Here is a 23424-nt window from a genome sequence, read left to right as displayed (position 1 = left end):
GGCGGACGTTCTGAACACGACTGACCAGAGCGGTGTTGTCAGCGGAGAGAGCGACGGCCAGAGGCGGTCCGATAGAGCGAGAATTCGTAGCGCTCTGCGCGGTCGGTCGAGAGTAGATCGGTCAGGGCGCCGAATGCGGGTAGCGTGGTTGCGCCGAGCAGTTCCGATAGGCGACGGACGCTGACGAAGTCAGCGCCATGCGCTCTGGCGTCGTCAGCGAAACGGTCAACGGCGGGAAGGTCGGCCGTGGTCGGTTCGTGCGCCTGGTGGGCGGCGAGCCGTGCAGCCTTCTTGGTCTCGTAGGCGATCTCCGAAATTCCGGTGACCTCCCGAATCATTCGCTCAGCGTTGTCGAGCGACGGAGCAACGGCTAGGTGCACTGCGGGGGTCATGTCGGCAGCGCGCTTTGCATCGACGGCAGACAGCATCGTCGTGGCGTCTGTCATTTCGACGTGATCGCCGGCGTCCCGGACTTCGACCTTTCCACGCCTCCCCGCGGCCGCTGCGGCCAGCAGTCCGGACGCCTCGGACGGATGCCACCCAAACACCTGGCGAACGGGGGCGATGGCCTCGGCATCGAGTGGGGGTAGGTGCTGCGCGTCGAGCCTGGCCAGTCGCTCCGCGATCACTGCGGCAGGTAGCTCGCCGTCGAGACCAGCACCCGTGATGAGCAGTCGTGCCGGGATTCCGGTTCGCACGCACGCCGCGAGCGCGAGTTGATCCGCGAGCGGGCTGCGCAGTCCCGGGTCTGCACCATCGGTGAGGGCGTCGCCTCCGACGTCGATCAGGTCGATGTCGTCGAACTGGAAGAACTCGACGGCGGCCGCGATCTGACGGGCCAGCCCGACCGCTCCCCCGCTCGGATCGAGCAACAGCAGACGGGCGGGCAGCTCGGCCGCGAGCCGCGGAAGTGATGAGCCGGCGCTACCAATCGGCGTGGTCGTGGCAACCACTTCGAGCACATGCGGCGCGAGCTGATGCAGTCCGGTGAAGTCTGCGGCGATCCGCGGACCGGGAAGCGGGTCGATCATGAGCCGATCCCACGAGTAGGTCATGACGACGGGCAAGCCGGACGTGCCCTGGCGGCCGCCGATAGCGGCGCCGGTGATGGCGTCTCCACCGCCCCCGGCGGCGACAATCAGTGTCCGCACAGGCGCGACCCTAGTTGAACTCCAGTGAACGCCAGGAGCCTAGAGTGGCCAGTGGCATAGGACAGTTGATGAGCGCGAGGGGCAATGCCCGAGATCCAGAAGGTGCTCCCCAAGTACCTGCAGATAGCCGGCCACATCCGCGACCAGATCGTCCGCGGGGACCTCAGCCCCGGTGATGAGGTCCCGTCGGAGCGTGAGCTGGCCGCGCGGTGGAGCGTGGCTCGCCCGACCGCGGCTCGGGCTCTGGAGTCGCTGCGCGTGCAGGGCCTCGTGGAGTCCCGGCAGGGTTCGGGTACCTACGTCCGGGCGAGTCAGTCCGCGCCGCGTGCCCGTGAGCGGTACGAGCGGGGCCGTGATCTCGGCACGATGTACGGGGCGACGGAGTCGGTGGAGTTCCTGGCGACCGACATCGTGGCCGGCGCCGATCACGTCGTCGAGGCGTTGCAGCTCCCGGCCGGCAGTGACGTAATCCGCCGGACCCGCCTGCTCCGCGGTGAGGGTGGGAAGCCGATCGAGCTGTCGACGTCGTGGTTTGCCCCCGACCTCGCCGAGCAGGCGCCTCGCCTCTTGTACCCGGAACGGCTGCTGGGTGGGACGGGCAAGTACATCGCTGAGGTGACCGGGCGCGAGTCCGAGTACGCCCGCGATCAGGTCGCCGCGCGACTCGCCACGGCCGACGAACGCCGCGTGCTCGAACTCCCCCGGCCGGCGGCCGTGCTGGTCTACCGACTGACCGCCTACGACTCGTCTGACCTGCCGATCCAGTTCGATGATGCGACGTATCCGTCGGACCGTTGGGCCTTCCGCCAGGAGTACCCGCTGGCCCGGTAGCCCCTCCCCCGGCGGGGTTGTCCACACCCCCGTTGCGTCAGTGGCCTATGCCACTTATAGTGGTAAGTGGCATAGGCCACACGGTCTGCCGCTCACACAGGAGACGCAATGGCGATCAACGGCAAGTTCAAGGTCAACCACGGTGACGTGTTCCCGCACGGCGCGTATGTCGTCGGGGACGTGGAGCCGGTGCGGGACTTCGAGCGTTCGACCCGGGAGCGCCCGGTGCAGGCCACCGACAAGGACTCGGGTCTGTTGGTGTGGTCGGTGTCGGTGCTCGACCCGGACCCCGACGCCCGCAAGGACGCCAAGACGGTCACGGTGAAGATCTCCGCCCCGCACCAGCCGGTCCCGCCGGAGGCGATCCCAGGGATGCCGTTCCGCCCGGTCGAGTTCGACGGGCTGACGGTCACGCCGTACCTCAACGAGAACGGCGGACGCGCCCGCGTGGCCTACAGCTTCCGCGCTGCGGCGATGCGCGCCCCGCAGCAGGCCGGCGCGGGCAAGCCGGCGCCCCGGGCGAACTCCGGGGAGGCCGCCTGAACGACATGGCGGAGGGGAGCCACGGCGGCAACCGGGCTCCCCTCCTGATCTCCCTAGTCCCCAACCCCTGGCAAGGAATCCGAGTCCCGGAAGGACACGAACCCTAGATGAGTACACACCCGAACACCTCGACCGACATCGACCGGCCGCCCGTGGCGGATCGGGTCGCCACGGCGACGAACGACTACTACCGGCAGTTCCAGGTCCTGGCCGCGACCCGGCCGGGCACCGACGCCGAGCGGGCCGAGCGCGCGGAGCAGTTGGCGATGATCTGCGCGCGCGCCGCTGGCTGGTGGCGGGTCTTGGTCGTCGGCACCCGCTGTGACCCGGGCGTGCAATCGGTGTTCCGGCACGCCGCGATCGCCGCGGAGTGCCAGGAACGGGACCGGGCCCGGTTCTGGCGCGACCTCGCCGCGGACTGGCGCGCCCGCGCCGAGCACCGCCCCACTTCCGACGCCGCGGGCGCGCTGTCCAACTGGGTCGAGCTGGGGGTGACCCCATGAACGCCACGACCACCGCCACCGGCCGTGACTGGCGCCGCGACGCCGAGTGCGCCCGGGTGGACGCGGAGATCTTCTACCCGCTCGACCTCGACCCCACCGGCCCCGCCGTCACCGCCGCCCGCGAAATCTGCGCGGGCTGCCCGGTCCGGCTGGCCTGCCTGCTCGACGTCATGACCGGCGAGGACCCGGCCCGACGGTGGGGCATCACCGCCGGGCTGACCCCGGACGAGCGGGCCGACCTGTTCGCCGGCCGCCAACCCGCTTCGGCCCGGCCTGGGGCGGTGGCCGCGTGAGCGCCCGCACCCGATCCCGCGTCAACGCCACCTTGACGGCCGGACGGTCGCCACGGGTGGTGGAGAACTCCGAGTTCGCCGCGTTCGGCCGCCGCATCATCCGCGCGGCCGGCCGGCGGATCGCCGCGGGTGATGTCGAGGCCCTGCCCGACCTCGCCGCGCTGTCGGCCGATCTCGATGCCGCGATCGGCGACGCCGTCACCGGCCTCCGGCAGGCCGGCTACTCCTGGGGCGAGATCGCCTCCCGGCTCGGCGTCACCCGCCAGGCCGCACACCAGCGCTGGGCCGCCGGCCCGGCCACCACTCGGGAGGTGGCCTGATGACCACCGCACAACTCGTGTTGCTTGCGCTCGTTGCCGGTGCCGGGCTGTGGATGCTGCACAAGCTCGGCCGCTGGCTGACCCAATTGCTTGAAGCCCTGGCCGCGGTCGCGGTCGTGTTCGTCACCGCCTGGCTCCTCGTGAAGGGCGCGTGGAAGCTCGGGCGCTGGATCGTCAAGCACTGGCGCACCAGCATCGGTACCGCGTTCGTCGTGGGCTGGTGCTACGTCCTGGGCTGGCTCTCGCTCGTGATCACGCTCGGCGTCCTGGGGCTCGGACTGCTCGGCTGGCGGTACTGCGATCACGACTCCTTCGAGCCGTGGGCCGGCCGCCACCTACGGGCCTGGTGGCTGCGGTGGGCGGTCTACGCCCGCAAGATGCCCCGCTGGCTCCGCGCCTGCGGCCTCACGGTCACCGAGCGGGACCCGGGCGTGCACGTGCAGGTCAACCCGTTCCGCCGCTCGATGGTCCGGCCCACGACAACCGGCCGGCCCGATGAGGTGCCCCGGGTGGTCAGGGTCCGCTCCGGCGGCTCCTGGGATGAGGTCCGCGTGCGCCTGGTCCCGGGGCAGACCCCGGAGGACTTCGACGCCGCCGCTCGCTCGCTGGCCGTCGCGCGCGGGGTGACCCGGTGCCAGGTCCGCGAGCTCGGCCCGAACCTGGTGTCGATCGACTACCAGCGCCACGACCGATTGGCCTCCGTCGTCGACTGCCAGCCACTCGGTGCGCTGTGGGGAGTGCTCGGGGAGCACATCGACTTCCGCCGGATCTGGTCCGGGCGCACCGAATACGGCACGGACTGGTTCCAAGCCATCGAGGGCAGCCACACCCTCGTGGCCGGCTCCACCGGAGCCGGGAAGAACTCGTTCACCTGGGCGCCGATCATCTCGATGGCCCCGGCCATCCGCGACGGCCTCGTCCGGGTCTCCGCCATCGACCCGAAGGGGATGGAGCTGGCCTACGGGCGGCGGGTGTTCCACCGCTACGCCTCCACCAGCAAGGACGCCCTCGCGCTGCTCGACGACCTGATCGACGGCATGACCGAGAGGAAGGAACGCTTCTCCACCTACAAGCGGGTCGTGCCGATCAGCCGGGAGTTCCCGTTGGAGCTGATCGAGTTCGACGAGATCGGCGCCCTGGTCCGCTACGTCGGCGATAGGAAGACCCGCGAAGCGATCGTCGAGCGTGTCGCCCTGCTGACCACGCAGGGCCGCGCGCTCGGGTACTCGGTGCGCGGCTACGTCCAGGAACCGACCAAGGACACCGTCCCGGTCCGGGAGCTGTTCCCGCGCCGCATCTGCCTACGCGTCGCCTCCAAGAGCCACGTGTCCATGGTCCTGGGCGAGCACGCCTACGACCGGGGGGCGTGGGCGAACCGGATCGGGGAGCACGAGCCCGGGGTGGGCTACCTGTTCGGCGAGGGCATCCGCGAACCCCTCCGGGTCCGCTCAGCGTGGGTGCCCGATCACGTGATCAAGGACCTGGAGCGGTTCGTCACGACCCCGTCCGGGCTGGCCATCCCGGCCCAGGGCGGCCCTCTCGCGCTGCTCGTCCCGGCTCTGCACCCGATCGGAGGCCCCGCATGACCACCACCGACACCACCACCGATCCGACGGCTGGGACGGTCGAGTACGGCGAACTCACCCGCGCGCAGAAGGCGCTCATGTCCCTGTCCGGGGACGTCGCGCAGCAGCTCGCGGAGGACCACGGGGTCTGTGTCCGCCCGCTGGCGATGCGGCGGATCGACCTCACGACCGGCCGGGTGGAGGTCGTCCCGGTCCCGTGCGGGGCGCGGCGGGAGGACCTGTGCCGGCCGTGTGCGGAGAAGTGCCGCCGGACCCGGATGACTCAGTGCCGGGAGGGCTGGCACCTCGAGCACGAACCGATTCCGGACCGGCCGGCGCCCACCGAGACGCAGAAGGAGCTGCTGGCCGTGCGGGCGGATCTGCACGTCGTTTACCAGGAGGAGGCCGACGAGACCGAGCGGGAGGCGATCCGCAACACCGTCGCCGTCCTCGACGACGAGCTGCGCCGGGCCGGTGTGACGGGCCGGCTGGAACCGCTCGATCCGCCCGACCGCCCGGCGGTGAAGCGGTCCACCCGGCGGCGGCAGGACGCGCCGAACCTGCCGCGTCGGCCGGTGGAGAAGCGCACGCTCGGGCAGGTGTTCGGCGGGAAGTACCGGCCGTCGACGTTCCTGACGCTGACGCTGGACTCCTACGGGCGGGTGGACGGCGACGGGGCCGCGCTGGACCCGGCGAACTACGACTACCGCCGGGCGGCCCGCGACGCGATCCACTTCCCGAAGGCGGTGGACCGATTCTGGCAGAACACCCGCCGCTGCGTCGGCTGGGAGGTCCAGTACTTCGGGACCATCGAGCCCCAGAAGCGCGGGGCCCCGCACTTCCACGCCGCCATCCGCGGCAGCATTCCGCGCGCCGAGCTGCGGGCCATCACCGCCGCCACCTACCACCAGGTGTGGTGGCCCCACCACGACGAGCAGGTATATCGCGGCGACCACGCGCCCGTGTGGAACGACGACACCCACGGGTTCGTCGACCCCGACACCGGCGCAGAGCTGCCCACCTGGGACGCGGCCACCGATCCGGAGGTGCTGCTCACCCCCGGGCACACGGTGACGTTCGGGGCGCAGGTACACGTCAAGGGCATCCTCGGCGGCACCGAAGAAGCCGGCCGCCACATCGGCTACCTGACCAAGTACCTCACCAAGTCGGTCTCCCAGGCGGCCGGGATGGTGGAGGACCCCAGCGTTCGGCAACGCGAGCACCGGCGCCGCCTGGTCGCCGAGCTGGAGAAGACGCCGTGCTCGCCGCAGTGCCCGATCTGGCTGCTGTACGGCGTGCAGCCGAAGAAGGTCAGACACACGGCAGTCCCCGGGCAGTGCAAGGGCAAAGCGCACCGGCCCGAGCACCTCGGCATCGGCGGACGTCGCGTCCTGGTCTCGCGCAAGTGGTCCGGGAAGACGCTCGACGACCACCAGGCCGAGCGGGCCGAGTTCGTTCGGCAACTCCTCGACCGGGCCGGCGTGCGCCCCGGCTACGCCGTGGATGACGGGCCGTTCGAGTGGGAGAAGACCCGGCCCGGTGATCCGGACGTGCCGACGAGACCTGCACTGCTGCTGCACGCGATCTCGCAGCGACAGCGCTGGAAAGCCGACTACACCGCCGCCCAGGCCCTGGCCGGCGATCCACCCGACGATCGCTCGGCAACTGCTGGGGAGGCGGCGTGAAGCGCGTGGCCACGGTGGCCCGGACGGTCGTGGAGCAGCTGACGGTGGACCAGCTCTGCGAGGAGCTGCAGGTGGCCCGGTCGACGTTCTACCAGTGGCGGCAGGTCGGGAAGGCCCCTCGATGCGTGCGGCTCCCGAACGGAGCAATCCGGGTCCGGCGCGATGATCTGGACTCCTGGTTGGCCTCGCTCGCGGACGCGGCATGAGCGGCGATCCGACGACCTACAGCGTGCGTGTCTGGGGCGTCAGCAAGCGCGCGTGGGCGAGCGGGACCACCTACCGGGTGCGCTGGTTGGTCGGCGGCAAGGAGTGGCACGACAGCTTCCCGACACGGGCGATGGCCGACAGCTTCCGGTCCGATCTGGTGTCGGCGACCCGGCGCGGTGAGCCGTTCTCGGTCGCAACCGGGCGGCCGATGACCTGGGATCGGCCGGAGGAGGCGGCGGTGAGCTGGTACGACCACGCGTGCGCCTATGTCGACATGAAGTGGCCGCACGCTGCGGGCAAGAGCCGTCAGGGCATCGCCGATTCGCTGGCCACCGTGACGCCCGCGCTGCTCGCGTCCGTCAAGAGCCGGCCGGGACCGGAGGCGATGCGTGCAGCGCTCTACGGCTGGTCGTTCAACGCCCGGCGTCGGGCGAGCGGGCCACCGGATGACGCGCATCGGCGGGCGGAGCGGTGGGTCGCGGCGAACACCCGGCCGGTGCGGGATCTCGCCGATCCGGGGGTGTTGCGGCCGGCTCTCGATGCGCTGGCGCTGCGGATGGACGGGAAGCCGGCTGCGGCATCGACGGTGGCGCGGAAGCGGGCGATCTTCTACAACGCCGTGGAGTACGCGGTGGAGCTCGGGCACCTGTCCGGCAATCCGGTCGCGTCGATCAAGTGGCGCGCTCCGAAGGTCACCGAGGCAGTGAACCCGCGGGTGGTGATCAATCACGGGCAGGCTCGGGCGCTGCTCGACGCGGTGCGGGCACAGGAACCGGTCGGCGCGCGCCTGGTCGCGTTCTTCGGGGTCATGTACTACGCCGCGCTCCGGCCCGGGGAAGCCGTCGATCTTCGGAAGGACGCGCTGTCGCTCCCGGCGAAGGGGTGGGGCGAGTTGTACCTGAGCACGTCGGCACCCTCGGCCGGGCGGTCGTGGAGTGAGTCCGGCACCCGGCGGGAGCCTCGCCAGTTGAAGCACCGGGGCACGGAGGAGGTCCGGGTCGTGCCCTCTCCCCCGGAGCTGACCGCGCTGCTGCACCAGCACCTCGACGACCACGGGACGACTCCCGATGGCCGGCTGTTCCGGGGCGTGCGGGGTGGGCCGCTCTCGGAGAGCCTGTACGGCCGGCGCTGGGCGGTCGCCCGTGCTGCTGTGCTGAGCACAGAGGAGGCGGCTTCTCCGCTCGCTCGTCGGCCCTACGACCTCCGCCACGCCGCGGTGTCCACGTGGCTCAACGGTGGGGTTCCGGCGCCCCAGGTGGCCGCGTGGGCGGGGCACAGCGTGGACGTGCTGCTCCGGGTCTACGCGAAGTGCATCTCCGGCCAGGACGCGACGGTCCGGCGCCGGGTCGAAGAGGCGCTGAGGTTGGGAAGTTCATGATCGCGTCCGTGATGCGTCCGTGGATGGCCGTAAACAGCCGTCCGGAGCTGGACACAGCCGGACAGACCAAAAGCGGCCCCTGACCGTGTATCTGCTGGTCAGGGGCCGCTTCTGCGGGGTGTGGCAGGTGAAGGATTCGAACCTTCGTAGGCTAAGCCGACGGATTTACAGTCCGCTCCCTTTGGCCACTCGGGCAACCTGCCCCGGTGCGCCGTAGCGCTGGAGAAGGATACGACAGCCGGTGACCGGGTTCGCTCCCGGCCCCGGCGATCAGGAGGACCGCATGGCAGACCCCTCGTTCGACGTGGTGAGCAAGGTCGACCGGCAGGAGGTCGACAACGCCCTCAACCAGGCGGCGAAGGAGCTCTCCCAGCGCTTCGACTTCCGCGGCACGGGCACGAGCATCGCCTGGGCCGGGGAGGAGGCGTTGACGATCGAGTCCGAGACCGAGGAGCGGGCGCTGGCCGCCGTCGAGGTCTTCAAGGAGAAGCTGATCAAGCGCAACATCTCGCTGAAGGCGTTCGAGGCGGGCGAGCCGGCGATCTCGGGCAAGGTCTACAAGGTCGGCGGCAAGATCCTGCAGGGCATCGAGTCGGAGAAGGCCAAGGAGATCAGTAAGGCCATCCGCGACGAGAAGCTCAAGGGCGTGCAGGCGCAGATCCAGGGCGACCAGTTGCGCGTCTCGGGCAAGAAGAAGGACGACCTGCAGGCGGTCATCGCACTGCTGAAGGGCAAGGACTTCGGCATCGCCCTGCAGTTCACCAACTACCGGTAGCGGCGACCTGCCGACTCGTCGCGCTCCGCGTCGACGCGAACGACCCGCTCCGGCTCACGCGGTCCTGGGCGGGTGTCCAGGGGCCGGGAGACGGGTCCTCCCCCACTCGGGAGCAGGAGGCGGGGACGAACCAGATGCACGTCGGCCTGACCGACAGATCCCTCGCGGACCAGCAGACTGACGGTCACGAGAGCGCTCAGGCTCGGTGCCCGGCACATCGACGTCCGTCCGCGTCCGGAGGACGGGCAGATCGTGCTCGCCGGCGACCGAGATCGTGCCGGTTCTTGCGGTACAGCACGACCGCGGCCTCGCCGCGGCGGATTCCTGCCGGAGGGTGGAAGGTGTGGGGGCCGCGGGCGGAGCCTCACGCGCTCACCGGTGCCACCTTCCGCCTGCACGCCGCCGCGTAGGCGACGGGCGTCATGCCGATCGCCGCGGTGAAGTCGCGGATGAAGTGGGACTGAGCAAAGGCCAGTCTGGTCGGGACTTGCCCGATATGGCGGTCCCGGCCGGTGCTACCAACACCGCGTATCCGGGACCTAGACCGGATGGAGCCCGGCCCTGTGAGCACCGTACCGACCCCCACCCCGCACGACTACCGCGCCGCGCCCCGCCGTGAGCTGCTCGACGCGCTGACCGCCGCCGACGCCGTCCTCGTCGACGCCCGCCACGGAATCGGCGCCCCCCGCACCGCCGCCGACGTCGCCCGCGCCGCGCTGGTCGCGCTCGCCACCGCCCGCGCCCTCGCCGAGATGCTGCTCTCGTTCGAGTGGCTCAGCCAGACCGAGGCCATCCGCAACGGCGCCACCCTCGCCGATGTGGCCGCCGCGTCCGGGCTCGACGTCGACGAGGTGCTCGCCGGGCTGCGCTCCCGCATCGCCGGTCAGGTCGAGCACGGCTGCATGACCCGCGACGACGGCGACGAGCTGCTCGCCGAGATCGACCGCGCCGAGATGGCCCGCCGGCTGCGCGAGCGCCACGGCGGCACCGCGCCCGCCTCGCCGCAGGGCTGACCCACCCCCGGCGCCACCCGGCGCCCTCGCCTGTCCGCCCGCACCCTTCCGCGCGCGGTCGCACCCTCACCAGCACAAACACAGGAGATCGTCATGCGCCGTATCCCCGTCGACACGACCAAGGTCACGTTCATCGGCACCGGCAAGGCCGCCGCCCGCGCCAAGTACGCCGAGCTGTCCGACGGCACCCGCCGCCGCGTCCCGGACGCCCAGGACGCCGACGACAACGGAGTGCCGATGTGGGTGGTCGACGTCCTGGTCGACGACGACGCCGCCGACCGCGCCGAGGTGATCGGGGTCAAGGTCGCCTCCTACGAGGAGCCGGTGACGGCGAAGTGGCAGCCGGTGCGGTTCGTCAACCTCGTCGCGCTCGGCTACGTCGCGCAGGGCACCAACCGCGTCGCCTACAGCTTCACCGCCGACGCCATCGAGTCCGCCGCCGCCAAGGCCGCCTGAGCGGCCCGCAGACGTCCCGGTGACGCACCACCGGGCGATCTCCCCACCGGCGCACTCCCGGACACACCCGGGGCGCGTCACCCCCTCGACGGCCCCGGCCGAGCCGACCCCCACGGCTCGCCGGGGCCGTCCCGTCTACAGAGGACACCCCGCCGTGACCCTGCTCGACGCCATCCGCGGCCGCCACGTCGCCCGCCACGCCCACCGGCTAGACGAGGCCGAGGTCGACCTTCTCGTCGACGCATGGGCGCGGGCCGCCGAGGGCGCCGGGTTCGTCCGCACCGTGTCGACCGTGACCGGCCCGACCGTGATCGCGCCGCGCCTCGTGCATGTCGTGCTCGGCCCGCCCGCGGTGCTGACCGTCCGGCTCGAACCCGGGCAGACCGTCACCGACCTACGCGCCCTCGCGCGCCGGCTCGCCCCGCACCTCGGCGCCCGCGCGCTCCGCGTCGAACCGCTCGGCGTCGGTGACCACGCCCGCGTGACCCTGCTCGCCGCCGACCCCCTCGCCGACCCGCTGCCCCTGTCGCCCGGCCCCGGAGTCCTGATCGGCCGCGGCGAGGACGGCCGGTGCCTGCGCGTCGAGCCCGCCGACCTGCCACACCTCGCCGTCCAGGGCGCCACCCGCTCGGGCAAGTCCCGGTGGTTGTACTCGCTGCTCGGGCAGCTCGCCGCGCGCCGTGACGTCGAGGTCGCCGGGGTCGACCCGTCCGGGCTGACGCTGCGCCCGTTCGTCGACACCCGCCACGCCCGCCGGCAGGTGCGCGGCCTCGCCGACCTCGCCCGCATCGAGGCCGTCCTCGCCGAGCTCGTCGCCGAGATGGACCGCCGGCTCGCCGCGATGCCCGCACGGCTCGACGTGCTCCCCCTCGACGTCGGGACGCCGCTGCTGGCCGTGGTGTTGGAGGAGTGGCCCGCGACGCTGCGCGCGCTCGACGCCACCGACCCCAAGCAGGGCAAGCGCGTCCGGGCCCTGGTCGCCCGCCTGCTCGCCGAGGGCCACAAAGCCGGGCTGCGGGTGGTGCTGGTCGCCCAGCGCGCCGAGGCGACCATCGTGGGCGGCGCCGAGCGTGCCCAGTGCGAGGGCCGGCTGAGCTTCCGCGTCGACAACGCCGAGTCGTTGCGGCTGCTGCACCCCGACTCCGACGACCTCGCCGCAGACCACGCCACCGCCCCGGCCGGCATCGCGCTCGTGGGGTGGCCCGGCCGCCCCACGTTCCGCCTGCGCGCGCCCTACGTGGCCTCCTACGGCGAGTACGTCGCGGCCGTCACCCGCACCACCCTCGGATTCGCGTGAGCCCCACACGACCCGTTCCCGCGCCCCTGCCGTCACGTCGGCCGGCTTGCCGCTGCACGGCCGGTGCGGGGCCCGCAACCCGCCTGCATGACCGCCGCCGGCCTGCCCAGCCTTGCGGGTCCCGCGGCGGCCGTGCTGCCCTCCGGGGCCGACGTGGCGTCAGGGGCGCGACCCCCTGCCGGAGCCGAGGTGCCCACGGCAGTGCCGCCGGAGGCGCCCCGCAGGACACCCGGTGACGGGCCGCCGGGCCCCCGCGCCCGACGGAGTCGGGGGCGCGGGGGCGGCCGGGCGCAGCCCGGCCCTTGGTACTACTGCGCATAAGGCTTCCGCCGTAGGTGAGGCCGTCGAGGCATCCCGGGATGAGAGGCGCCGTCAGCGTCGCCGTGACGCCCTCGCGTGGCGTGCCCGGCTGTGGGAGTGGACCAGCCTCCCGAGACTGCGCCACTGCGGCCGGGTGACGCATACGGCGACGGGTGGGCCGGTGCTGCGGGTGACGACCGACAGCGAGGGGAACCGGCGTGCCGGGGTCGCAGGGTTGCAGTCCTGCGGTTCGCCGTGGGCGTGCCCGGTCTGCTCGCGGAAGATCGCCGGGCAGCGGTCCGACGAGCTGCGCGAGGTGCTCGCCGCGGTCGCCGATGCGGGCGGGTCGGTGCATCTGCTGACGTTCACGACGCGGCACCGCGCCGGGCAGTCCCTCGCCGAGCTGTGGAACGGGGTCTCCGGGGGGTGGCGGGCGGTGACGTCCGGGCGGGCGGTCGAGCGGGAGCGGGCAGCGTTCGGGGTGCTCGGTCAGGTGCGGGTCGTCGAGGTCACCCATGGGGAGAACGGTTGGCATGTTCATGTTCATGTGCTCGTGGCGTTCGACGGCCCGCTCAGCCGTGAGATGGCCCAGGAGCTCGGCGGGGCGTGGTTCGGCCGGTGGGAGCGGGCCCTCGTCCGCAAGGGCCTGGCGGCGCCGTTGGAGGACCGCGGCGGGCTCGACGTGCGCCCGGTCGACATGGGCACGGGATCGCTCGACGCGGTCGCCGAGTACCTGAGCAAGATCACGTGCGAGATCACCGGCGGGTCGGCGAAGGAAGGCAGGCGCGGCAACCGCTCCCCGTTCGCCATCCTGCGCGACGCCCTCGACACCGGCCTCGCTGACGACGTCGAACTGTGGTGGGAGTGGGAGCAGGTCTCCCGGGGTCGGCGTCAGGTCGCGTGGTCGAAAGGCTTCCGCGAGTGGGCCGGTGCGCGCCGGGAGCTGACCGACGAGGAGATCGCCGAGCAGGACCACGGCGGCGAGGACGTCCTCGCGGTCGAACCCGAGTCGTGGCCGGCCCTGCGTCCACACCTCGCCGAGCTGCTTGACGTGGCCGAGCGGGACGGCCCGGCCGCGGCCGCGGAGTGGTTGACGGCGAGACGGATCGGGTGGTTCCGGTGCCGCCGCGGTACCCGGCCGGTCGCTGGTCCGTCCGGGTGAACTATCACCGACGGTTACCGGCCTGTGGCGCGTTGATGGTCGTCGTGACCTGCACTGATGATCCACAACTGTAGCAAGCCGTCCCTATGTTCGCAGGTCAGGCCCCCGTTGACCGTCGATCGGTGCCGCTAGTGTGGCATCGAGCGTTGCTCCGGTGACGCCCTCCTTCTCGAACCGCACCCGACCCGCACCCGTAACCGCGTCCAGGTCCCCGCGAGTCCCGGAGGAGTCCCGCCATGGCGGTCGATCCCGCGCTCCTGAGCCGTCGCCAGAGGCTCAACGCCCTACAGCGCCACCGCGGCGCCACCGACCCCGAGGTCGTCGAACTGCGGTGCGCCGTCGCCGCCGACGCCCTGGCCCGGCACGTGGCCCGCGTGCTCGCCACCTCGCCGCCGCTGACGCCCGCGCAGCGCCGCCGCGTCGCCGAGCTGCTCGACGTCGACACGGCACCCGCAGCATGACCGACCACACCGTCGCCACCGCAGCCGCCGAAGACGAGTGGGTGCGCCGAATCGTCGACCAGGCGCCGCCGCTCTCCGACGAGACCAGGCGCCGCGTGACGGCTCTGCTGCGCGCCCCGGCCGACACCGCCGCCTCTGCGCCGTCGTCGGCCGCTGCCTGACCCCACGAACGCGAACGGCCGGGCCCACCCAAGGCCCGGCCACGTCGCACAACTTCATCCCAGCAACGGAGATCCTACCCCGTGCCCACCCAGCACACGACGACCAAACCCCCCGCCTCGACCTCCCGCGCCGATGGGCGCCGGTTCGTCTGGCGCCACACGCACGGCGATACGGCGGTGACCCGATGACCGCCTATCTAGCCGGCCTCGCGCCCACTCGCTGCATGGAGCACCCCCGCGCCGCGGAGATCGACGGCACGGCCCGCGCAGTGCTGGCGGCGATGGCGTGGCCCGCCACCGAGCAGAACCCCCGCTGCTACGCCGCTCACGCATCCCTCGCCAAGCGTTCGGGATTCGACCGCCGCACGGTCATCCGAGCACAGGAACGGCTCGCCGAGCTGGGGGTGATCGAGCGGGTACCGACTGGCCCCGGCCTGCCCGCCGAGTGGCGCCTCGCCCTCCTCTTCCCGACCGCGGAGGGCACCTCGCACTCATCCGAGGGTGTGTCAGAGAGTCACACCTCCCCCTCCCCGGACCTGTGTCAGAGAGTCACACCTCCTGTGCCAGAGGGACACACCCCCTGTGACTCTCTGACACACAATCCTTCCGATCTCTCCCGACCCCCAGGGAGGGAGAAGAGAGGAAGATCGGACGCCGCTACGCGGCTCGCCTCCGCTGACGCTACGGCGGCCGCTGCGACGCCCTCGACGGAGCAGAGCGGGCCCACCGGGGTCGTCGCTGAGGTGATGGCGGCGAAGGGCTACACCCAGGGCGCTGCCGAGGCGTGGATCGCCCGCAAGATCGGCCAGGCAAGTGCGCCGGTGAAGAACGAGACCGCGTACCTGCGCGCGTGCCTGGCCCAGGAGGCGGCACCCGCTCCGGCCCCGGGTGCGAAGGCACCGGCGAAAAAGACGGCGAAGAAGGGAAAGCCGGCCACCACGGCGAAGGCTGCGCCCGCCCGGGTGGCCAAGCCCTACTGGCGGGTGCGCAACCACCAGGTCGCCGAAGCGGTCACGGCGTCACGGGGCGGCGAGCCGCATGACCAGCTCGCCGAACGGCTGAACGTCACGACCCTCGCCGTCGACCAGTGCCGAGCCGAGCGCGACTGCGTCGAGGGGTTCGCTGCGGTGCTGGCCGGTGAGGCGCCCGAGGAGGTGGCCGCTCGGTTCCCGCGCGGTCACAGCGCGGCTCAGCTCCTCGTCGAGGTCCAGCGCTACCGCGATCGGGAGAGGCGTCGCCGCGCCGTTGCCGCTCTCCGTCGGGGGCAGTCGCCGCAGGAGGTGGCCGAGCAGTCCGGGGCGGACGTCGACACCGTCCTCACCTGGCGACGAGAGGCCGACAGGAGACGGCGCGCCGGGCTGGCCGCGTGACCGACCGTTCAAGATCAAAAATACTCGAGGTAGGGACCATGACCGACCGCTCACCGACCGGCCCCGACGACCGCCCGCCAGCCGCCCCGCACCCTCTCGCCGAGTCGGAGGAACGATGCGCGCGAGCCGCCGTGGCCGACGACGGCGAGGTGTCACCGCGCCCCGGACACCGGGGGTCGCCGCGCGCGGGATCGCGCACGCACGCGAGGACGATCCCGCCCGGACCGACTGACGACTCCGTCGAGGCTGCCGCGGTCGGCTACCGCTGCGGTGCCGCCGACGACGCTCTGCGGCGCGTCCTGGCCCGTCTGCGGCGCCACCGCGACCCCGAGGTGCGGGCCGCCGCGGACACCCTCGCCGCCGATGCCGCCGCGGCGTTGCTCGCCATCGCCGAGCGCGGCGAGCAGCACGCCCCGACCCGCGGCGGCGTGCGCTACCGGCCGCCGAACGACATCGCCGTTGGGCTCGTCCAGGCCCGCGACGTGTTCCGTCGGTCCGGGGGCGTCCCGTGACCGGCCGCACTCGCGCGCAGTCGACCGGTTGCCGCGAGGTGGCCCGCCAGCACGGCCGGCTACAGCGCACCCTCGCCGAGCTGCGGGAGTTCGTCGACGAGCCGACAGAGGCCAGCACCAACGCTGTGGCCGCCGAGGCGCTCGACGTGCTGCGCCGGCTCACCGTCGCCGCCGAACACGTCCGGCGCCGCGCCGAACAGACCTCCGGCGGCACCCTCGCCGCCGGCGACGAAATGGAGATCCACCGATGACCAAGACCAGCACCACCCCGGCCGAGCCGGTGGAGGACGTGCGCACCCTCGCCGAGCTTGAGGAGGCGATCCGCGACGGCGACACCACCGTCACCGCGGAGCACCTGCGGGTCGCGCGGGACCGCGCCGTGCTCGACGGGCTGCACGCCACCGCCGCCGAGCGGCGCGCCGCCGCCGACGCCGCCGCCGCCCGCGAGGCCGCGGTCGACCAGCTCGCCGCCGACATCACGGCGTTGGGCGAGCAGCCGTTCGACGAGCTCGACCAGCGCGTCCGCGACGCCGTGACGGCGTACGTCGCGCAGGTCGCCGACCACAACGCCCGGGTCGGCGCGCTGATCCGGCGTGCCGAGTCGCTCGGCCTCGACGAGAAGGCGCTCTCGGCTGGTGCCCGGGCCGGCTGGATGTGGGGCGCATCGTCCAGCCGCGTCCAGGCGGGCAACGTCCGTCACCACACCCTCTCGCCCGAGAAGGTGCTCGGCCTCGCCGAGTCCGCGATCGCGGGCCACCGCGCGGCTGCCGCGAGGGCCGCGAAGGCTGCCCGGCCCGCACCCGACGTCCCGCACCGCAGGTTCCGCACCCCCAACGGCGTCGTGTGGGAGCGGCCGGCCGACCGCGAGTTGCCCGAGGCGCTGGCCCGGCAGCTCGCCCGCGGCGAGGTCGTCGAGATCACCGCCGCCGAGGTGGCCTGATGGGCGCCCCGCGTGTGGCGCAGCTCGACCGACAGGCCCTCGCCGGGATGACGGCCGCGCAGATCGAGAAGGCGCGCGCGGCCGGGCGGCTCGCCGTCCTGCTCGGCGGTGTGGCCCCGGTCGACCTGGACGCGGGCGTGCAGCTCGACCGGGCGGACCTGGCCGGTCTGGCGCCGGCCGAGGTGGAGGAGGCCCGCCGTCGTGGCCTGCTCGTCGAGGTGCTCGGCGACCCGGAGGAGATCGACCGGGCGCGGCGTGAGCGGGCCGAGCGCGGCCGGCAGCTCGCCGCCGAGGAGGGGTAGCCGGTGCTCGACGGCCGGGCCGTCCTCGCCGAGCGCGACTGATCGGGTCGCTGTGCCGGGCCGGTGTCCGGGGTGTGTGCCCCGCACGGACACCGGCCCGCACTGTTCGAGCCGCGGGTCGACTCGCGGCGGACACTAGCAACCCACCGGGAGGAGATCCGATGCCCAGCACCACACCGCCCGTGGCGGCCGAGGTGGCCGAGCAGCTCCGCGCGCTGCTCGCCGTGATCGACGCGGGCGAGATGGACGCGACCGCCGTCGAGCGCGCCTATCTGGCCGGCGCGGCGGATGCGCTCGACGCCGTGAGCCCTCCCCGTTGATACCAAACGACCAATTGGTATAGGCTGGGCGCATGGCCGCCACCCGCACCCGCCGCACCCGTACCGCCCCCGCCGGGACGGCCGTCGGGTACATCCGCGTGTCCACCGCCGAGCAGGCCGACAGCGGCGCCGGCCTCGCCGCCCAACGAGCCACCATCGAGGCCGAGTGCGCCCGCCGTGGCTGGACCCTCGTTGCCGTCCACGAGGACGCCGGAGCGTCGGGCAAGTCGCTGGACGGGCGTCCGCAGCTCGCCGAGGCCCTTGCCGCCGTCGAGACCGGCACCGCGGCCGCCCTGGTCGTCGCCAAGCTCGACCGGCTGTCCCGCTCCGTCCGCGACGCCGCCGGACTGCTCGAACGCGCCCAGCGCGCCGGGTGGGCCCTCGTCGCGTCCGACCTCGGCGTCGACACCTCGACCCCGGCCGGTGAGGCGATGGCCAACGTCATGGCGTCCTTCGGCCAGCTCGAACGCCGCATGATCGGCGCCCGCACCCGCGACGCCCTCGCCGCCAAGCGCGCCGCGGGGGTCCGCCTCGGGCGCCCGTCGAGCCTGCCCGCCGAGGTCGTCGAGCGGATCGTCCGTGATCACGACGCCGGGCTCGGCTGGTCCGCCATCGCGCGGGCCCTCACCGCCGACGAGGTGCCCACCGCGCAGGGCGGGCGAGCCTGGTACCCGGCGACGGTGCGGAAGGTCTACCAGGGCCAGGACGCCGCCAAGCTCGCCGCCGAGTAGGTAGGTCAGGCGCGCCACTCGATCTTGACGAACTCGCGGTTGAAGTAGCCGGCGCCCGGCTGCCACCCCTGCGGCCGGCCCCGGTTCGCAGGTAGCACGATCACCGTCATCAGGGCGCGAATGACCGCCTTGCGCCGCCCCATCGGCGCCGCCTCCCACGCCGCGGCGACGTCCTCGGCGTCCGCGAACCCGGCGAGCGGCGAGACGCCCTGTGTGGCGCTCAGCTCCCCGTCGAGCCGATCCCCCTCGGCCCGCAGCACGCGCGTCCCCTCGGCGAGCTGCGCCCCGGTGAGCACGCCCTCGGCGAACAGGCCGGCCAACTCGGCGAGCCGGGCCTCGACGTCCGCGCGCTGCTCGTGCAGCGTCTCCACGTCGACGCGACGCTCGACCGGGGCGAGCATCAGCCGCGCGTCGGGCTGCGACAGCCGTCCGACCACCACGTCACGCACGAACTCGTCGAGCGGCTCGGCCAGGCGCGTCAGGTGGTGGGAGCTCCTGCACTTGTACGCGGGCCGCCGCTCGCCGCTGCGCGTCCGACGGGTGGTCGCACCGAGCACCATCGGCGTCCCGTCCGCGCACCGCCCGCACAGGTAGACCCCGCTGCCGAGGTAGCGCTCCGACGTCTGCATCGGCGCCGTGCGACGCTCCGGATCGGACAGCATCCGCACGAGGTTGCGCCACCTCGCCGGGTCCACGATGGCCGGCCACTCCGCATCCGCGACGACCACGCCCTCGTGCTCGACGAGACCGGCGTTCCGGGCCCGCGTCAGCATCTTCCGCAGCGCCGTCGGGGTCCACCGTTCCGCGGGCCCGGCCGTCTCGACACCGCGCTCATTGAGGCCCGCGGCGAGTGAGCGCAGCGACTCCCCGGCGAGGGCCTGGTCGACCGTCTCGCGGATGACCGCAGCCTCGACCGCGCGGACCGTGATGCCATCCGGCTCGAACCCGAACGCCCGCCGGCCGCCGCGGAACTTCCCGGCTGCGGCCGCCTGCGCCTTTGCCGCCTTCTGCCGCTCGATCGCGTGCTCGACCTCGTAGCGGGCGACCGCGCCGAGCTGACGGGCCACCATCCGCCCGGACGGGGTCGCGAGGTCGATCGGGCCGGCCTTCACCGTGTGGACGCTGACCCCGTGCGCCTGCGTCGCGTCGATCCACCCCTCCAGCTCCACCGGTGAGCGGTGTAGCCGGTCGGTGTGCCACGTGAGCACCACGTCGACCTCACCGGCCCGCACCTGCTCGATCAGCGCGAGGTACCCGGGCCGCGGCTTGCCGCTGTACGCCGACAGATCGTTGTCGACGTGCAGGGCCACCACGTGCGCGCCGAGCGTGTCGCCGAGGGCCCGGCAGTCCTGCTCCTGCCGCTCGACGCCGAGGCCGGCCCCGACACGGTCCTTGGAGATCCTGCAGTAGATCGCAGCGCGGGGCATGCGAAAGAGTCTGACAGGTTGACAAGCGACTGGTCGTAGTAGCCCAGCTCGGCAGCCACCTCCGCCCACGGGCGGTGCTGATCCTGGGCGAGCGCGGCCGCAGCCTCGTGCAGACGGTAGCGGCGCAGCACCCATTTCGGGCTGACGCCGACGTAGCGCTGGAACAACCGCTGCAGCGTGCGCGGCCGGATGCCGAACCGGTCGGTGATGTCGTCGACGCGGGCGATGGTGCGGTCGTGCAGCAACGCGGCGACGATCCGGCCGACCCACTCCACCTGCGGATCGTGCGGGGGCCAGCGCGCCCGCAGGAATCCCTCGACCGCCGCGACCAGCTCGTCGACGCCCCCCGCGACCGCCATGCGCGCCGCCAGCGCGGTGACGGCGGGACCCCAGAGCTGTTCGGCCGGCATGCCGGCGAGTTCGGCGACCGGGGCGCCCAGGAACGGCAGGAAACCTCCCGGCCGGAACTTGACGCCGAACACGCGGCCGGTACCGCGGTAGGTGTAGGTGAACCGCTCCCGCCCGATACCGGCGATCGCGAGGCGACCGCCGTCGAGCACCAGGTTCACGCAGGGGTGCGGCAGCAGGGTGACCGACGCCGTGCGGTCCGGTGGCAGCTCCCAGGACACCAGCCAGTGCCGCTCCACCAGCCCGGCCAGGTCGGGTGCGGGTGGATGACGGTCGAGCGTGAAGTCGACGTCGCGCACCCCGAGCACGCCGTACTCGCTCGTGGTGGACAGGTTCACGTGGCCAGGATGCCCGAGCCCACCGACAGTTCCGCCGGCCGCGCGGGCGACACCCCGTGCCGGCCGTCCCGGGCGAGCGCCGGCGCCACGGCGGCCCGGGGCGTACACGTCAGCGGCGCCCTGCGGATCGAGACGCCGGCCGGCCGGATCCTCGACGCCACGCCGGGCCAGGTCACCGCGCTCCCGCCCGGGCACGGACGCCTGGGCGCCCGGCGACGAGCCGGTGCCCGTCGTCGACCGGTGGGGCGCGTCGGACTACGCCCGTTCCGGTCGGGCGCGAGTCGGTCCATGCTGACCACCGTGGACGTACGCGAAATCTATGTCAGGTGCAGCGCCGGTTTCACCGAGCGCGTGCACGCCGTCGACGGGCGCTGGGACGCGCCCACCCCGCTGCCCGGATGGGACGTGCGGGAGCTCGTCAACCACCTCGTCAACGAGGAGCGGTGGACGCCGCCGCTGCTCGGCGGGGCGACGATCGAGGAGGTGGGCGACCGCTTCGACGGGGACCTGCTCGGCGCCGACCCGGTGGCCACGCTCGACGAGGCCGCGGCCACCGCACTGGCCGCGGTACGTGCCGACGGGGCGGTGGAGGGCACCGTGCATCTGTCGTTCGGCGACCACCCGGCGCGCGAGTACGTCCTGCAGCTCTCGGCCGACCATCTCGTGCACACCTGGGACCTCGCCCGCGCGCTCGGCGGCGACGAGACGCTCGACGACGACGTGGTGGCCGCGGTGCTGGACTGGTTCGGCGCCACCGAGGACCTGTACCGGGAGATGGGTGTGATCGGCGCACGGGTCGAGGTGCCCGCCGGGGCGGGACCGCAGGCCGTGCTCCTTGGCCGGTTCGGGCGGACGCCGTGAACCCGCCGTCGCACGGTTCCAGAAGGCCTTCGACACGCGGGACGTCGACGCGATCATGGCGGCGATGACGCCGGACTGCGTGTTCGAGGACACCTCGCCGCCGGACGGGGCCCGGCACGTCGGCCCCGACGCGGTGCGGGCCGCGTGGACCGCGCTGTTCACCGCCTCCCCCGACGGCGCGTTCGAGACCGAGGAGATCATCGAGGCCGGGGACCGCGTGGTGGTCCGCCGGCGCTACTCGTGGGGCGGCGGGCACGTGCGCGGGATCGACGTGTTCACCGTCCGCGGCGGCCTGGTGGCCGAGAAGCCGGCGTACGTCAAGGGGTGAGGTCGGTGGGGCTTTGACAAATTTTCTTGTCGGTGGGAGTGTTCTCCCGTGCAGGAGCTCACCGTCATCGACGACCCGGCCGCGGCCGGCGTCTCGCTCGACCCGATCCGGTCGCGGCTGCTGGCCGCACTCGCCGAACCGGGGTCGGCCACGACACTGGCCGCGACCGTCGGGCTGACCCGGCAGAAGGTCAACTACCACCTGCGCACGCTGGAGGAGCACGGGCTCGTCGAGCTGGTGGAGGAGCGGCGGCGGGGGAACATGACCGAGCGTGTCATGCGGGCGACGGCGGCGAGCTTCGTCATCTCCCCCTCGACGCTCGGCGCCATGGCGCCGGACCCCCGCCGCTCCCCCGACCGGCTCTCGGCCCGGTGGCTCGTGGCCGTCGCCGCCCGGACGGTACGGGAGGTCGGCGAGCTGATCGCCGGAGCCACCAAGGCGAACAAGCGACTGGCCACGCTCGCGATGGACGGCGAGGTGCGGTTCGCCTCGGCCGCCGACCGCGCGGCGTTCGCCGAGGAGCTCACCACCGCCGTCACCGCACTGATCGGCAAGTACCACGACGACAGCGCACCCGGCGGACGCCCGCACCGGGTCGTCGTCGCCGTCCACCCCACGATCGGAGAGAACCCGTGAACGACCGCCGCCTGGAGAAGACCGTCGAGCTCGACGCCACCCCCGAGCAGGTGTGGGACGCCATCGCCACCGGCCCCGGCATCTCGACCTGGTTCGTGCCGCACGAGGTGGAACCCCGCCAAGGGGGCGTCGTCACGTCGAAGTTCGGTGGCGGCATGGACGCCACCGGTCGCGTGACGGCCTGGGAGCCCGGCAAGCGGTTCGCCTACGGCTCGACCGAGCCGCCTGAGCAGGGGGCCGACTACGCCTTCGAGTTCCTGGTCGAGGGCCGCGACGGCGGGGGCACCGTGCTGCGGTTCGCCCAGAGCGGATTCACCGACGAAGGCTGGGAGCAGGAGTACGACAGCTTCGACAAGGGCTGGGACCTGTTCTTCGGCAACCTGCGCACCTACCTGCAGCACTTCGCGGGGCAGCCGGTCCGCAACGCGCTCGCGATGGGCTTCACGCCGGGCGGCGCCGCCGAGGTCTGGCCGGTGCTGCACGCGGCGCTCGGCCTCACCGGGCACCCTTCCGTCGGGGACACGGTCACGTTGCGACCGGAGGGCCCGGACCCGATCACCGGCGTCGTGGACGTCGCGAGCCCGGAATTCCTGGGCGTCCGGTCGGCGCACGGACTGCACCGCATCGGCGCGGAGGGCGACGCCGGGTGCGGCGTGAGCGCCTACCACTACTTCTACGGCGAGCCCGTCGACGACGAGGCGATCACCGCGGCGTGGCAGGAGTGGCTGATGCGGCTGTTCCCGGCTCCGGCGGAGATGGCGCAGGCCTGACCGCCGCAGGGGTGGGCGGGGCGCGACCAGCCCGTGAGGTGTCGGCTCGTTCGCGGCTCGCCGAGCTGTGATCACCGGTTCGGAACCGGGAGCCGGGCGGAGCACGCCTGTCAAGTACCGGGTTTCGTGGAGACCGCGTTGTCATCCGCCGGCGGGCTGCCGGGCGGTGGGGGTGGCCGTGTGGTGGGCCTCGTACTCCGCGGGTGGGACGAGGCCCAGCTCGCCGTGTAGCCGGCGGTGGTTGTACTTATGCAGGTGATCGTGTCAAGCCCCGGTCTGGTCCAGTCGTTGGAGTAGGCCGTCGAAGACCTTCTGGCGCCCGATCTGGCCCTTGCCGTGGGCGTCGTCGCGCTGTGCCTGCAGCGTCGGGCGGAACTCGA

General features: G+C 72.9%; 29 protein-coding genes, 1 tRNA gene and 2 pseudogenes. 28 read left to right on the top strand and 4 right to left on the bottom strand.

Annotation, left to right across the window (positions count from 1 at the left end; genetic code table 11):
* Positions 1-38: 38 nt before the first annotated feature.
* Positions 39-1151: a DUF1152 domain-containing protein gene (locus Q1K26_RS23090; RefSeq protein WP_300016904.1), complete on the bottom strand. Its 1113-nt coding sequence runs from the start codon at positions 1149-1151 to the stop codon at positions 39-41.
* An 84-nt stretch (positions 1152-1235) separates the two neighbouring features.
* On the opposite strand from Q1K26_RS23090, the gene Q1K26_RS23085 reads away from it, so the two are divergent.
* The 9 genes from Q1K26_RS23085 to Q1K26_RS23045 all read left to right on the top strand — a co-directional run bounded on the left by Q1K26_RS23085 (position 1236) and on the right by Q1K26_RS23045 (position 8476).
* Positions 1236-1982 carry a GntR family transcriptional regulator gene (locus Q1K26_RS23085; protein WP_300016902.1) on the top strand — a complete coding sequence of 249 codons (747 nt, stop codon included), beginning with the start codon at positions 1236-1238 and terminating at the stop codon, positions 1980-1982.
* A 108-nt stretch (positions 1983-2090) separates the two neighbouring features.
* Positions 2091-2525 carry a plasmid replication, integration and excision activator gene (locus Q1K26_RS23080; protein WP_300016900.1) on the top strand — a complete coding sequence of 145 codons (435 nt, stop codon included), beginning with the start codon at positions 2091-2093 and terminating at the stop codon, positions 2523-2525.
* A gap of 107 nt (positions 2526-2632) precedes the next feature.
* The gene (locus Q1K26_RS23075; RefSeq protein WP_300016898.1) at positions 2633-3028 is read left to right on the top strand and encodes a hypothetical protein; all 396 of its coding nucleotides are present in this window, start codon (positions 2633-2635) and stop codon (positions 3026-3028) included.
* Positions 3025-3321 (top strand): WhiB family transcriptional regulator, encoded by a 297-nt coding sequence (locus Q1K26_RS23070; RefSeq protein ID WP_300016896.1) that lies wholly within the window; start codon positions 3025-3027, stop codon positions 3319-3321. The genes Q1K26_RS23075 and Q1K26_RS23070 overlap by 4 nt, the downstream gene beginning before the upstream one ends.
* Positions 3318-3641, top strand: a complete 324-nt coding sequence (locus Q1K26_RS23065; protein ID WP_300016894.1) for a hypothetical protein — start codon at positions 3318-3320, stop codon at positions 3639-3641. Before Q1K26_RS23070 ends, Q1K26_RS23065 begins: the two co-directional genes overlap by 4 nt.
* Positions 3641-5227: an FtsK/SpoIIIE domain-containing protein gene (locus tag Q1K26_RS23060; protein WP_300016892.1), complete on the top strand. Its 1587-nt coding sequence runs from the start codon at positions 3641-3643 to the stop codon at positions 5225-5227. The genes Q1K26_RS23065 and Q1K26_RS23060 overlap by 1 nt, the downstream gene beginning before the upstream one ends.
* The gene (locus Q1K26_RS23055) at positions 5224-6891 is read left to right on the top strand and encodes a replication initiator (RefSeq protein ID WP_300016889.1); all 1668 of its coding nucleotides are present in this window, start codon (positions 5224-5226) and stop codon (positions 6889-6891) included. The genes Q1K26_RS23060 and Q1K26_RS23055 overlap by 4 nt, the downstream gene beginning before the upstream one ends.
* Positions 6888-7097, top strand: a complete 210-nt coding sequence (locus Q1K26_RS23050) for a helix-turn-helix domain-containing protein (protein WP_218591776.1) — start codon at positions 6888-6890, stop codon at positions 7095-7097. The genes Q1K26_RS23055 and Q1K26_RS23050 overlap by 4 nt, the downstream gene beginning before the upstream one ends.
* On the top strand, positions 7094-8476 hold the full coding sequence (locus Q1K26_RS23045; RefSeq protein WP_300016887.1) for a tyrosine-type recombinase/integrase: 1383 nt from the start codon (positions 7094-7096) through the stop codon (positions 8474-8476). The genes Q1K26_RS23050 and Q1K26_RS23045 overlap by 4 nt, the downstream gene beginning before the upstream one ends.
* A gap of 121 nt (positions 8477-8597) precedes the next feature.
* Here Q1K26_RS23045 and Q1K26_RS23040 read toward each other — a convergent pair.
* Positions 8598-8679, bottom strand: a tRNA-Tyr gene (locus tag Q1K26_RS23040).
* A gap of 80 nt (positions 8680-8759) precedes the next feature.
* Between Q1K26_RS23040 and Q1K26_RS23035 the strand changes: the two genes are divergently transcribed.
* From Q1K26_RS23035 to Q1K26_RS22970, 15 genes and pseudogenes are all read left to right on the top strand, one after another.
* Positions 8760-9251 carry a YajQ family cyclic di-GMP-binding protein gene (locus Q1K26_RS23035; RefSeq protein WP_300016885.1) on the top strand — a complete coding sequence of 164 codons (492 nt, stop codon included), beginning with the start codon at positions 8760-8762 and terminating at the stop codon, positions 9249-9251.
* 563 nt (positions 9252-9814) lie between these two features.
* Positions 9815-10264 (top strand): hypothetical protein, encoded by a 450-nt coding sequence (locus Q1K26_RS23030; RefSeq protein WP_300016883.1) that lies wholly within the window; start codon positions 9815-9817, stop codon positions 10262-10264.
* 93 nt (positions 10265-10357) lie between these two features.
* Positions 10358-10720 carry a hypothetical protein gene (locus tag Q1K26_RS23025; protein ID WP_300016881.1) on the top strand — a complete coding sequence of 121 codons (363 nt, stop codon included), beginning with the start codon at positions 10358-10360 and terminating at the stop codon, positions 10718-10720.
* A gap of 154 nt (positions 10721-10874) precedes the next feature.
* Positions 10875-12017, top strand: a complete 1143-nt coding sequence (locus Q1K26_RS23020; RefSeq protein ID WP_300016879.1) for an FtsK/SpoIIIE domain-containing protein — start codon at positions 10875-10877, stop codon at positions 12015-12017.
* Between the two features lie 490 nt (positions 12018-12507).
* Positions 12508-13479: a protein rep gene (locus Q1K26_RS23015; protein ID WP_300016877.1), complete on the top strand. Its 972-nt coding sequence runs from the start codon at positions 12508-12510 to the stop codon at positions 13477-13479.
* Positions 13480-13715: 236 nt separating this feature from the next.
* Positions 13716-13940 (top strand): hypothetical protein, encoded by a 225-nt coding sequence (locus tag Q1K26_RS23010; protein WP_300016875.1) that lies wholly within the window; start codon positions 13716-13718, stop codon positions 13938-13940.
* Entirely contained in the window at positions 13937-14101 is a 165-nt protein-coding gene (locus Q1K26_RS23005; protein ID WP_300016873.1) for a hypothetical protein, read from the top strand. The genes Q1K26_RS23010 and Q1K26_RS23005 overlap by 4 nt, the downstream gene beginning before the upstream one ends.
* Before the next feature lie 185 nt (positions 14102-14286).
* A pseudogene (locus tag Q1K26_RS28890) lies at positions 14287-14496 on the top strand (helix-turn-helix domain-containing protein); the annotation flags it as partial.
* Positions 14497-14844: 348 nt separating this feature from the next.
* The gene (locus tag Q1K26_RS23000; RefSeq protein ID WP_300016871.1) at positions 14845-15471 is read left to right on the top strand and encodes a hypothetical protein; all 627 of its coding nucleotides are present in this window, start codon (positions 14845-14847) and stop codon (positions 15469-15471) included.
* A 38-nt stretch (positions 15472-15509) separates the two neighbouring features.
* Positions 15510-15983, top strand: coding sequence for a hypothetical protein (locus tag Q1K26_RS22995; RefSeq protein ID WP_300016868.1), 474 nt, complete (start codon positions 15510-15512; stop codon positions 15981-15983).
* Positions 15980-16234 carry a hypothetical protein gene (locus Q1K26_RS22990; protein ID WP_300016865.1) on the top strand — a complete coding sequence of 85 codons (255 nt, stop codon included), beginning with the start codon at positions 15980-15982 and terminating at the stop codon, positions 16232-16234. Before Q1K26_RS22995 ends, Q1K26_RS22990 begins: the two co-directional genes overlap by 4 nt.
* Positions 16231-16923 carry a hypothetical protein gene (locus Q1K26_RS22985; RefSeq protein WP_300016862.1) on the top strand — a complete coding sequence of 231 codons (693 nt, stop codon included), beginning with the start codon at positions 16231-16233 and terminating at the stop codon, positions 16921-16923. The genes Q1K26_RS22990 and Q1K26_RS22985 overlap by 4 nt, the downstream gene beginning before the upstream one ends.
* Entirely contained in the window at positions 16923-17225 is a 303-nt protein-coding gene (locus Q1K26_RS22980; RefSeq protein WP_300016859.1) for a hypothetical protein, read from the top strand. The genes Q1K26_RS22985 and Q1K26_RS22980 overlap by 1 nt, the downstream gene beginning before the upstream one ends.
* A gap of 161 nt (positions 17226-17386) precedes the next feature.
* Complete coding sequence (locus tag Q1K26_RS22975; RefSeq protein ID WP_300016856.1) at positions 17387-17545, top strand: hypothetical protein; 159 nt, start codon at positions 17387-17389, stop codon at positions 17543-17545.
* Positions 17546-17577: 32 nt separating this feature from the next.
* On the top strand, positions 17578-18276 hold the full coding sequence (locus tag Q1K26_RS22970) for a recombinase family protein (protein ID WP_300016853.1): 699 nt from the start codon (positions 17578-17580) through the stop codon (positions 18274-18276).
* 5 nt (positions 18277-18281) lie between these two features.
* Here Q1K26_RS22970 and Q1K26_RS22965 read toward each other — a convergent pair whose 3' ends face one another.
* Together Q1K26_RS22965 and Q1K26_RS28885 are read right to left on the bottom strand one after the other, a co-directional pair.
* Positions 18282-19703: a recombinase family protein gene (locus tag Q1K26_RS22965; RefSeq protein WP_300016850.1), complete on the bottom strand. Its 1422-nt coding sequence runs from the start codon at positions 19701-19703 to the stop codon at positions 18282-18284.
* Positions 19704-19741: 38 nt separating this feature from the next.
* Positions 19742-20410: pseudogene (locus tag Q1K26_RS28885) on the bottom strand (helix-turn-helix domain-containing protein); the annotation flags it as partial.
* A 339-nt stretch (positions 20411-20749) separates the two neighbouring features.
* Between Q1K26_RS28885 and Q1K26_RS22955 the strand changes: the two are divergent.
* Genes Q1K26_RS22955 through Q1K26_RS22940 form a run of 4 tightly spaced genes read left to right on the top strand, consistent with a single transcriptional unit; the run spans position 20750 to position 23044 of the window.
* A complete protein-coding gene (locus Q1K26_RS22955; RefSeq protein WP_300016847.1) occupies positions 20750-21310 on the top strand; it encodes a TIGR03086 family metal-binding protein in 561 nt (186 codons plus the stop codon).
* Positions 21285-21638: a nuclear transport factor 2 family protein gene (locus Q1K26_RS22950; protein WP_300016844.1), complete on the top strand. Its 354-nt coding sequence runs from the start codon at positions 21285-21287 to the stop codon at positions 21636-21638. Before Q1K26_RS22955 ends, Q1K26_RS22950 begins: the two co-directional genes overlap by 26 nt.
* 48 nt (positions 21639-21686) lie before the next feature.
* Entirely contained in the window at positions 21687-22274 is a 588-nt protein-coding gene (locus tag Q1K26_RS22945) for a helix-turn-helix domain-containing protein (RefSeq protein ID WP_300016842.1), read from the top strand.
* Positions 22271-23044 carry an SRPBCC domain-containing protein gene (locus tag Q1K26_RS22940; protein WP_300016839.1) on the top strand — a complete coding sequence of 258 codons (774 nt, stop codon included), beginning with the start codon at positions 22271-22273 and terminating at the stop codon, positions 23042-23044. The genes Q1K26_RS22945 and Q1K26_RS22940 overlap by 4 nt, the downstream gene beginning before the upstream one ends.
* Positions 23045-23424: the final 380 nt, after the last annotated feature.

Origin of the sequence: Pseudonocardia sp., from assembly GCF_029263155.1 — a bacterium.
Taxonomy (GTDB): Bacteria; Actinomycetota; Actinomycetes; order Mycobacteriales; family Pseudonocardiaceae; genus Pseudonocardia.
Note: the sequence above shows the minus strand (reverse complement) of the source record. Positions and strands in the feature narration are given on the sequence as shown.

Bases quoted from the DNA above. Each gene is read 5' to 3' on its own strand.
- Q1K26_RS22975 (WP_300016856.1), top strand. From the start codon at position 17,387: ATGCCCAGCACCACACCGCCCGTGGCGGCCGAGGTGGCCGAGCAGCTC.
- Q1K26_RS23070 (WP_300016896.1), top strand. From the start codon at position 3,025: ATGAACGCCACGACCACCGCCACCGGCCGTGACTGGCGCCGCGACGCC.
- Q1K26_RS23085 (WP_300016902.1), top strand. From the start codon at position 1,236: ATGCCCGAGATCCAGAAGGTGCTCCCCAAGTACCTGCAGATAGCCGGC.
- Q1K26_RS22980 (WP_300016859.1), top strand. From the start codon at position 16,923: ATGGGCGCCCCGCGTGTGGCGCAGCTCGACCGACAGGCCCTCGCCGGG.
- Q1K26_RS23025 (WP_300016881.1), top strand. From the start codon at position 10,358: ATGCGCCGTATCCCCGTCGACACGACCAAGGTCACGTTCATCGGCACC.
- Q1K26_RS22970 (WP_300016853.1), top strand. From the start codon at position 17,578: ATGGCCGCCACCCGCACCCGCCGCACCCGTACCGCCCCCGCCGGGACG.
- Q1K26_RS23010 (WP_300016875.1), top strand. From the start codon at position 13,716: ATGGCGGTCGATCCCGCGCTCCTGAGCCGTCGCCAGAGGCTCAACGCC.
- Q1K26_RS23045 (WP_300016887.1), top strand. From the start codon at position 7,094: ATGAGCGGCGATCCGACGACCTACAGCGTGCGTGTCTGGGGCGTCAGC.
- Q1K26_RS22985 (WP_300016862.1), top strand. From the start codon at position 16,231: ATGACCAAGACCAGCACCACCCCGGCCGAGCCGGTGGAGGACGTGCGC.
- Q1K26_RS23075 (WP_300016898.1), top strand. From the start codon at position 2,633: ATGAGTACACACCCGAACACCTCGACCGACATCGACCGGCCGCCCGTG.
- Q1K26_RS22995 (WP_300016868.1), top strand. From the start codon at position 15,510: ATGACCGACCGCTCACCGACCGGCCCCGACGACCGCCCGCCAGCCGCC.
- Q1K26_RS23035 (WP_300016885.1), top strand. From the start codon at position 8,760: ATGGCAGACCCCTCGTTCGACGTGGTGAGCAAGGTCGACCGGCAGGAG.
- Q1K26_RS23005 (WP_300016873.1), top strand. From the start codon at position 13,937: ATGACCGACCACACCGTCGCCACCGCAGCCGCCGAAGACGAGTGGGTG.
- Q1K26_RS22965 (WP_300016850.1), bottom strand. From the start codon at position 19,703: ATGCCCCGCGCTGCGATCTACTGCAGGATCTCCAAGGACCGTGTCGGG.
- Q1K26_RS23080 (WP_300016900.1), top strand. From the start codon at position 2,091: ATGGCGATCAACGGCAAGTTCAAGGTCAACCACGGTGACGTGTTCCCG.
- Q1K26_RS23055 (WP_300016889.1), top strand. From the start codon at position 5,224: ATGACCACCACCGACACCACCACCGATCCGACGGCTGGGACGGTCGAG.
- Q1K26_RS23060 (WP_300016892.1), top strand. From the start codon at position 3,641: ATGACCACCGCACAACTCGTGTTGCTTGCGCTCGTTGCCGGTGCCGGG.